Annotated in this window: 3 protein-coding genes and 1 pseudogene; 1 reads left to right on the top strand and 3 read right to left on the bottom strand. The window is 35.0% G+C overall.

The window, feature by feature from the left end; all coding sequences use genetic code 11:
• From Q0V67_RS05040 to Q0V67_RS05050, 3 genes and pseudogenes are all read right to left on the bottom strand, one after another.
• Nucleotides 1-404: pseudogene (locus tag Q0V67_RS05040) on the bottom strand (hypothetical protein); the annotation flags it as partial.
• A gap of 17 nt (nucleotides 405-421) precedes the next feature.
• Nucleotides 422-1,819 (bottom strand): tryptophanase, encoded by a 1,398-nt coding sequence (locus Q0V67_RS05045; protein WP_297597659.1) that lies wholly within the window; start codon nucleotides 1,817-1,819, stop codon nucleotides 422-424.
• Between the two features lie 184 nt (nucleotides 1,820-2,003).
• Nucleotides 2,004-3,401, bottom strand: coding sequence for a hypothetical protein (locus tag Q0V67_RS05050; protein ID WP_297597661.1), 1,398 nt, complete (start codon nucleotides 3,399-3,401; stop codon nucleotides 2,004-2,006).
• A 237-nt stretch (nucleotides 3,402-3,638) separates the two neighbouring features.
• Here Q0V67_RS05050 and Q0V67_RS05055 point away from each other — a divergent pair, with 237 nt between their 5' ends.
• A complete protein-coding gene (locus tag Q0V67_RS05055) occupies nucleotides 3,639-8,573 on the top strand; it encodes an autotransporter outer membrane beta-barrel domain-containing protein (protein WP_297597663.1) in 4,935 nt (1,644 codons plus the stop codon).
• Nucleotides 8,574-8,595: the final 22 nt, after the last annotated feature.

The following is an 8,595-nucleotide window of genomic DNA, read 5'->3' on the forward strand; positions in this document are numbered from 1 at the left end:
GAGACACAGTATCTTAAAATCCATCCAACAACTATGGAATATCCAATTGCAATAGCAAGAGAACCCACAACTGGAATCATACCAATAGCAGTTCCCCCTTTTAATCCTCTCTGTTTAAAGGCTTTTTCAAAAGCCCCAAGAGGACCTGTTCCCATAGAACGCCCAAGCGTCATTTCACCGATAACTCCAGTAAATCCTATAACTAGGATAAAGAAAAAATATGGGATAAGAAAGGCTGCCCCTCCAAACTGTCCAACTCGATATGGAAACATCCAAATATTTCCCATGCCCACAGCTGAACCTATACAAGCTAGTATGAAACCAAATTTTGATTTAAATCCATCCCGACTATTCTCATTGATTAGGTCATTTTTTATTTCTATACTATTTTCAATATTCTCCATAAAACCTCCGTTATTGGTTATTTTTCAATAGGTTCAAGGGAAGCTTGGAAGTGACGTAATATAGGTGGTTCCCATGTGATTTGGTAGCCTCGTTGAATCTCGTGAGCTCTCTCTTTAATAGCTATTAGTGCATCGGCCATAATATCCACATGTGCTTGAGTATAAACTCTACGAGGGATAGCAAGCCGTGTAAACTCAAAATCAGCTTTCAATTGTTCATTTGTATCGGGGTCATTTCCTAGCATATATGATCCGATATCACATGTTCTGATACCCGCCTCTTTATAGAGTTCAACAGCTAAAACTTGTCCCGGAAACTCATTGTAAGGAATATTTGGGAATATTTTAGAGGCGTCAACAAACACTCCATGCCCTCCAACAGGAGATTGATAAACTATTCCAGCATCATCTAAACGAGCTGCTAAATACTCCATCTGTCCAATTCTATATCTCAAAAAGTTTTCATCAATTCCTTCTAAAAGTCCAATAGCAAGAGCTTCTAAATCTCTACCTGAAAGACCTCCATAGGTTGTAAACCCTTCAAAACTTATACAGTTAGCTTTTATTTTTAAGATTATTTCAGCATTTTTAGTGGCATCTTTGACACCTATTAAACCACCCATGTTAACGATAGTATCTTTTTTAGCTGACATTGTAAAGAAATCTCCATATGAGAAAATCTCTCTTACAATCTCTTTGATAGACATATTTTCACATCCGGGCTCATCTCTTTTTATGAAGAAAGCATTTTCGGCAAAACGAGCAGCATCGATATCAAGTGGAATATTATATTTTTTACAAAGAGCAGCCACCTCTCTAGTATTTTGTAAAGATACAGGTTGTCCACCCGCAGAGTTATTGGTGATTGTTAAAACAACAAGTCCAATTTTTTCAGGACCATGCTCAAGAATCAATCTCTCCATTTTAGCAACATCCATATTCCCTTTAAATTTAGATCTCTTTGCTGGATCTTTGGCTTCGGGAACAACACAGTCCAGTGGACGAGCACCAGCTAAGATAACATGAGCTCTAGTTGTATCAAAGAACATATTTGAAATAGCAAATTGTCCCGGTTTTAAAAAAGTTGGGAAAAGAACTTTTTCAGCAGCTCTTCCTTGGTGAACTGGTTGAATAAACTCATAACCAAAAACATCTTTGGCAGTATTTATAAGATTGAAGTAACTCGAAGCTCCTGCATAAGCCTCGTCCCCTCTCATAACACCTGCCCACTGATCTTGACTCATAGCATTTGTACCAGAGTCTGTAAGCAGGTCAATATATACATCCTCCCCTTTTAAATTGAAAAGATTGTAGTTTGCTTCTTTGATTCGTTCAACTCTTTCCTCAGGTGTAGTCATTTTGATTGTCTCAACCATTTTAATTCTAAATGGTTCTGGAACATACTTGATAGCCATAACGTTAATACCTCCGTTTTTAGTCTACCCCGGTCATCTGTGTTTCAGATAGGCGGACGGTATTTCCTTTTTTAAATTCTTATTAGAATCTTATTATAGCTATATACTTTATTTTAGATCGATTTGTCAAATTTTTTATTATTAAAAAAGGACCAAGAGTGTAACTTCTCAGTCCTTTTTTAACTTATATTGGAAACGGGAGGTTTATAAGCTCAACATTTTTAATAAAAACTCTCATTTTTTCAAGTGTTATTATCTTATCTTTTTTAGATTCAAAAGAATGATATTTAAGATTGGAGAGAGTTATAGATTTTTTTATCTTAAATGGATATTTTTTTTCTAATTTATTTATAATATTTTCAATCAAGTGATTTGGGATATTGTTATAGACTAAAAAATAGTCAAATTCATTTGGAATAGACTCTTTTTTAGAGAAGTTACACCAAAATATAACACTTTCATAAAAAGAAAATTTAGGTAAAATTTTAGATATCTCTTTTGTCATCTCAATAAAGTTTAAAGTTTTAAACTCATTTAAATCGAAGCTGAATTTTAAAAAATTGAAATCGTCTATCGAAAAGAGTTCTCTATACATACAAAGTTGAACCCAAGGAGCAATAAGTTTAAAATAGTTAGGGTTGTTATAGATATTTTTATCCAAAAATTTGTAGATAATTGGTCTGATTTGAGTACATATAGAGATCACTTCTTTGGGATATCTGTCGGATAGATTCAGCATATTGCTGATTCCGGAGAGTAAAAAAACAATGTTTTCTTTGGGAAGGTTTCCTAGTTCTGATTTTTTTAAATAGAGAAAAATTTTTTTAAAAGTAGATTCGTCGAAGGTAGAGTTGCTGTTATATTTACTGAGTTCTTTCAAAGGAATATCTTTTATCTTAGATTTCGCTGAACTTTGAGATGAAGTTGCCACCAAAGCTAGAAAGAAATATAGACTGTAGATGGAGAGTTTATGATTGAATGTTTCACAGAGTTTACCACAATCTTTTTTGAATTGGTATAAGCTCTCTACTCGAATATGCTTAATTAAAAGGGATCTAAACTTTGTCGGCAGAGTATCTTTTTCAATTAAAAGCTTAAAAAATATTGAGAAAGTCAAGGAATCAATAGTATTTTTAGAGGCGATTAGTTGAACTCCTTTAGTTGAAATTTTTAATTTAATGTTTTGACAATTTTGGCTAGAGTTGAGAAGAATTTTATTAACCTCAGCAAAATAGTAGTTTAATCCTCGTTTAGTAACCTCTAAATCTCGTGAAATACTTGATATAGTCACATGCTTTTTCAATAAAATATTGAAGGCTATGTAATAGATTTTTTCATCTTTGGTAAACTCCTGTTTTTTTCGCAGATGTTGTTTTAAATTTTTTGAGTTATGAATTTTTAAAATAATGGAGTTTAAATTTAAATTTTTTTCATTTGGAGAGATCTCCTGATAGATATCGAAAATATAGTTTTTAACCTGCTGAGAACTTAATTTGAAAAATGGCAGGATATGTTCAAACGTTGTATTGTTGCTATTTTTTATTATATTTAAAATTTTAATATGATTGCTATTTATATACAAGATGACTCCCCCCAAGAAATCTATATTTAAAAAATTATATTTATTTAAATTAAGATACGGAGATTATTATTGTTTCCTTTTTAAAAATATTATGAAAAAAATTTTGAACTAAAAAAAAACTTTTCATAAAGACAAAGATAAAAAGTCAGAATACAATAGAATTGTCGAAAAATACACATAAACTTTTTACTTAAAAATGGGGAATCAAAATAACTTAATTATTTTAGGAGGTATTGTATGAAGAATTTAAATGATACTTATTCTCTACTGAAAAGATTTTTGAAAAGAAAAACAAAAATAACAGAAGCTTTATTAGTTGTATTTTTAATAACTGGGGGAGTGGGGTTTGCATACTCACCGGACACATATTCTCCAGATGAGCATCTAGTATTGGAGGCATTCAATCCACACGGAATACATCTCGTGAATGGAAATGCGGAAACAGGGGAAACAATAGATTCTACTCATGGGAATTGGCTAGAAAATGTAGGTCTGATAAAAGGAACTACAAAAGCGGGAACACTTTCAACTCATGGCGGGAAAGTTATAAATACTGGAACAATAGACAGTTCTAATACTGGTGCGGGAATGGTAGCACTAGGAATAGGAAGAATGGATAATTCTCTAGCTTGGAATAGAGGGATAATAGAAAATACAGGAGACTATGGTATTTTAGCAGTGAATGGTGGAATAGGAATAAATACAGCCGGAGACTGGGAGACTACTCAAACAACGACTGGGAATCCTCCTACAAAAATTCAAACTACTTTTGGTAAGGGGCATGGAATAAAAAATGATGGAAACTATGGAATGGCGGCTTATGCTAACCATACTGCAATAGATTATGATAAATATGAGGATAATGATGAAAGAAGACCACAACCACCAAGTCAAAAGCCGTATTCAGCTCTGTATAACTCTGGATTAGTAGCGAATACTGGTGATTATGGAATGTATGTGGAAGCGGATGGAACAAATGTGGTTGGACCACCACCAACATATACTGGAAATAACAATAATAATGTTACACCGATGGCGTTTGGAGTTAATACAGGTGGGATTTTAAATGAAACTCATGTGTATGCAAAAGATGAGCACGATGGTGGACCAGGAGGAAGAGAAGGAAGACCAGATGAGGTAAAAAAATATAATACAGATACATATAAAACAGATGGTGGAGTAAAAAATGGTGGAGATAATGGAATGGTAGCCAATGCTCAAAACGGTGGAATTGCAGGGCAATTAAACTTTGGATTGGTAGCCAATGGTGGAAATAACGGAATGGTGGCAAACGCTGAGGTAGGAGACAATGGAAATCCAACTGTAGCTTTTGTAGGAAATTTTGGTGGAACTGGAGAGTTCACTTATAGTAAAACTGATTATGAGTTAGAATATGGAAATAATTCCAACAATACAAGACCAGCACCACCACAAGGAAATATAGTTGGAAATTTAAACGAAAGTTATGAGGTTTCAACAGAAAATGGAGTAAAAAATGGTGGAGACTACGGAATGGTAGCTTCAGCAAAAGGAGAGGGAGCAATAGCTTTAGCAGCCAACGCACCATATATACCTCTATTGGGAATGGTAGGTCAAGTTAATAATGGTGGGAATGGAGAAGATGAAGGATGTGACGCTCCAGATGTATTAGAGCCTTTAGGTCTACCAAGTATGGGATTAGTAGCCAATGGTGGAAATGTAGGAATGGGTGCATACGCTGTTGAAGGTGGAGTTGCAATAGCAGTAAACGCAGGATTTGATGCTGATTATAATATAGAATGGAGAGAGGAATATAATAATGGTCATAGAAATAGACCGCATGGACCTCTATACTCTGAATTTGCATCTTCAGGAAGTGCAATAGGTGGAGTTCAAAATAGTGGAAACTATGGAATGGTAGCTCAATCTGATGTGGATAGTGTAGCTGTTGTAGCCAATTTAGGATTGGTAGCCAATGGTGGAGATTATGGAATGGTAGCGGATGGGCAAGAAGCTTGGGCAATAAATGCTGCTGGAGATATGGATTTATCTCTAGCGTATGGAAATCCTGATGGGAATTTGATACACCGTCCAAGAAATGGAGGACCTGAATCGCCATTACCAGACTACGTGGATTTGACATTGTCAACTACAGGTGGAGTTCAAAATGGTGGAAATGTAGGAATGGCAGCATATAATGGTGGAGCAGCAGTGAACCTAGGATTAGTAGCTAATGGTGGAGATATAGGAATGATAGCTGATGGGACAGCTGTTGTAGGAGATGGAACAGAGAGAAGTTACGCTGTAAATACAGGTAGAGATTTAAGTGTAGAGGGATCTATTATAGGAGTACGAGAGGAAGATAGAAATTCACAAAATAACTATGTGCCAGAGGCAAATCTATCACTTTTGGCAGCTGGCGGAGTAAGAAATGATGGAAACATAGGAATGGCAGCAACCAATGGAGGTCTTGCTGTAAATACAGGACTGGTAGCAAATAATGGTGATGTAGGAATGATAGCTACTGGAACGGGATCAGATGTTGTAAACCATCAATCTATTTTGGGTGCAATTCTAGCAGCTCATGCTGATGAGGATGGAATTTTAAGGGTTGAAGGAGAAATACCAGCAGAGTTACTTGAAAATCTAATTCACTTCCCAGATAGAGGATATGATTATACTGGTTCTTTAGCAGTTGGATTAGGAGATTATGGAGTTAGAAATAACGGTAATTTTGGAATGGCAGCTGAAAATGGAGGAATGGCATTAAATGCTGGTTTAGTTAAAAATACAGGAGACGTAGGTATGGTTGCTTACGATAACTCTTTAGCTATAAACTGGGGTAGAGATTTAAGCACTGTGGATTTATTGAATACAATAAATGGTGGAGAGAATATGCCAGGAATTGTAGATGGAATACTAAAAGGAATTGTAAATTTACATGGAGGTTACTTAGCTGACTTTGTGGGATCTGGATCAACAGATTTCTTAGGTTGGATAGAAACTTATGGTGGATTAACTGATGCTGAAAAAGCGGATATCACAACTAAATATTCGAAAGATATATTGAAAGGTGGAATAGTTAACGACGGTAATATAGGTGCTTATGTGGCTGGAAATTCAGCTTTTGTAAATCACGGTATTATTGATCCTCAAGGAACAAATCCAATAACAGATGCTGGAAAAGCAATTCTATCAGCTAATGGGTTAGATCCTAATTCAACTGAAAAGATAGCTATTATAGCAGGAGCAGGAGATAATACAATCTACCTAGGATCAGGATCAGAAATAACAGGTAGAGTAAACGGAGGTGGAGGAGATAATACTCTTTACTTCATAGATTCAGTTGATCCTCACACTGGAAAAGTTCTTCAAGACAAGCAGTATGGAAAAATTGATGACTATAGTTTCAGTCATATCGTATTTGCCAAAAATGGCGTGAGAAATGAAGCTATTGATGGAAGTGGAGAAATCCTTAAAGATGTAGATGGAACCATATATGATAAAGGTGATGGTGTAAGTGAAGCTACATGGAAAGTGGATCAAGGAATAAAATTAAAACCACACTCTCAAAATATAATCAATGATTACAGTGTAAACGGTGATAATGTTATTACAACAGATAAATTTAACAGTATCTATGTAGATGGAGAGCATATAGGTAGAGATAAAGAGTCTTCTAATGATCTGTTCAAAGGAAATGTTGAGTTTACAAAAGATGGTAGTTTATTAAAACATGTAGGTAGAAATGTAACATCAACTCTAGCTGCAAACTCAATATCTTTAGATAAAGGAAGTAAAATCACTCAAAGAGCAATGGATAACACATTCACTACAAATGCTAAGAGAATTGAGATAACAAATATATTTACAAATGGAGCACCTAGTGAAGTGACAAAAGTTGTGGATCAAAGTGGTCTTGTAATAGATGGAACACAGATGGGATCTGGAACACTATCTGAGGAGTATTTTGCAGCTCAGGGTATAACAGGTGGTCAAATTGAGGGATGGACTTCTAGACATGAGTATGATGCTCAAACAGGAGACGTAACACTAATATTTGAAAGAGCTGGTGGAAATGGATTACAAGGTGGATATGCACAGAGTATAGACAGATATACTCAGTCCAATGTAGATATCATAAATGCAAATCATATGAGAAATCAAGGTTATAACTATGCAAGAAAAGCTGCATTCTTAGCACCAGAAAAAACTGTGGTTCAAGAGGAAATTATATTCCCAGTACCACTATTAGATAAGGCTACACCAATGAAAGCAACAAGTAGTAAAGAGATAGTTGCAGTGCCTGAACCAGTGGTTCAATATGCTGAGGTAATAAATGAAACTGTTTATAATAATCTTCAATTTGCTGAAGTATTTGGAGACTTTGGAAAATATGACGGTGGATCTAGTTCTGAATTTGATTATGATACTTGGGGAGTTACAGGGGCAACTTTCCATAGATTTGATTCAAACTGGCTAGCTGGAATTAGTTATGGATATGCTGGTTCAGATGTAGATTATAAAACAGGAGAGGGAGGAAAAGAGGACGTAGATTCTTTAGGAATTGATGGATTTGTAACATATCAAAAAGATAGTTGGTTATTGACAGGAAACTTAGGGTATTCATGGAGTAAACATGATTTAACAAGAAAGGTTTTTGATAGAGATCATGTTGTTTTAGGAACAGCACCTGTTCAATCGTTGACAAGTGATTTTGATTCACATTTAATCTCACTAGGGGCAGAGTTAGGATATCAATATAAATTTGATGATACCTCGTCTCTATATCCATATGTAGGATTAGACTATATGTGGTATACAAGAGATGCTTATAAAGAGGATGGAGACTCAGCTTACGCTTTAGATTTAGACAAAGCTGATTTAAATACTCTTGTAAGTAAATTAGGATTGATGTATGAGAAAACTTGGGATAAATTTGGAATGTTTGGAGATATCGGATGGCAACATTATTTTGATGATCCTAGTTCATTTAATGCAACTTTCTATAAAGGAAGTCCAGCATCATATGAAATTCCAGGTTTAGATATAGGTAAAGATGTAGGATATGTTAAAGTTGGAGCTACATATGACTTCAGTGAGCAATTGACTGGAGGAATAGATTATACAGGAGCATTTAGAGACAGTGAAACAAGCAATAGAGTTGGGGTAAATGTAGTATATAAATGGTAGTATAAAAAAGAACTGCTTGGTT

The sequence above is a fragment of the uncultured Cetobacterium sp. genome (assembly GCF_947072685.1).
In the GTDB taxonomy this organism is placed as follows: Bacteria; Fusobacteriota; Fusobacteriia; order Fusobacteriales; family Fusobacteriaceae; genus Cetobacterium_A.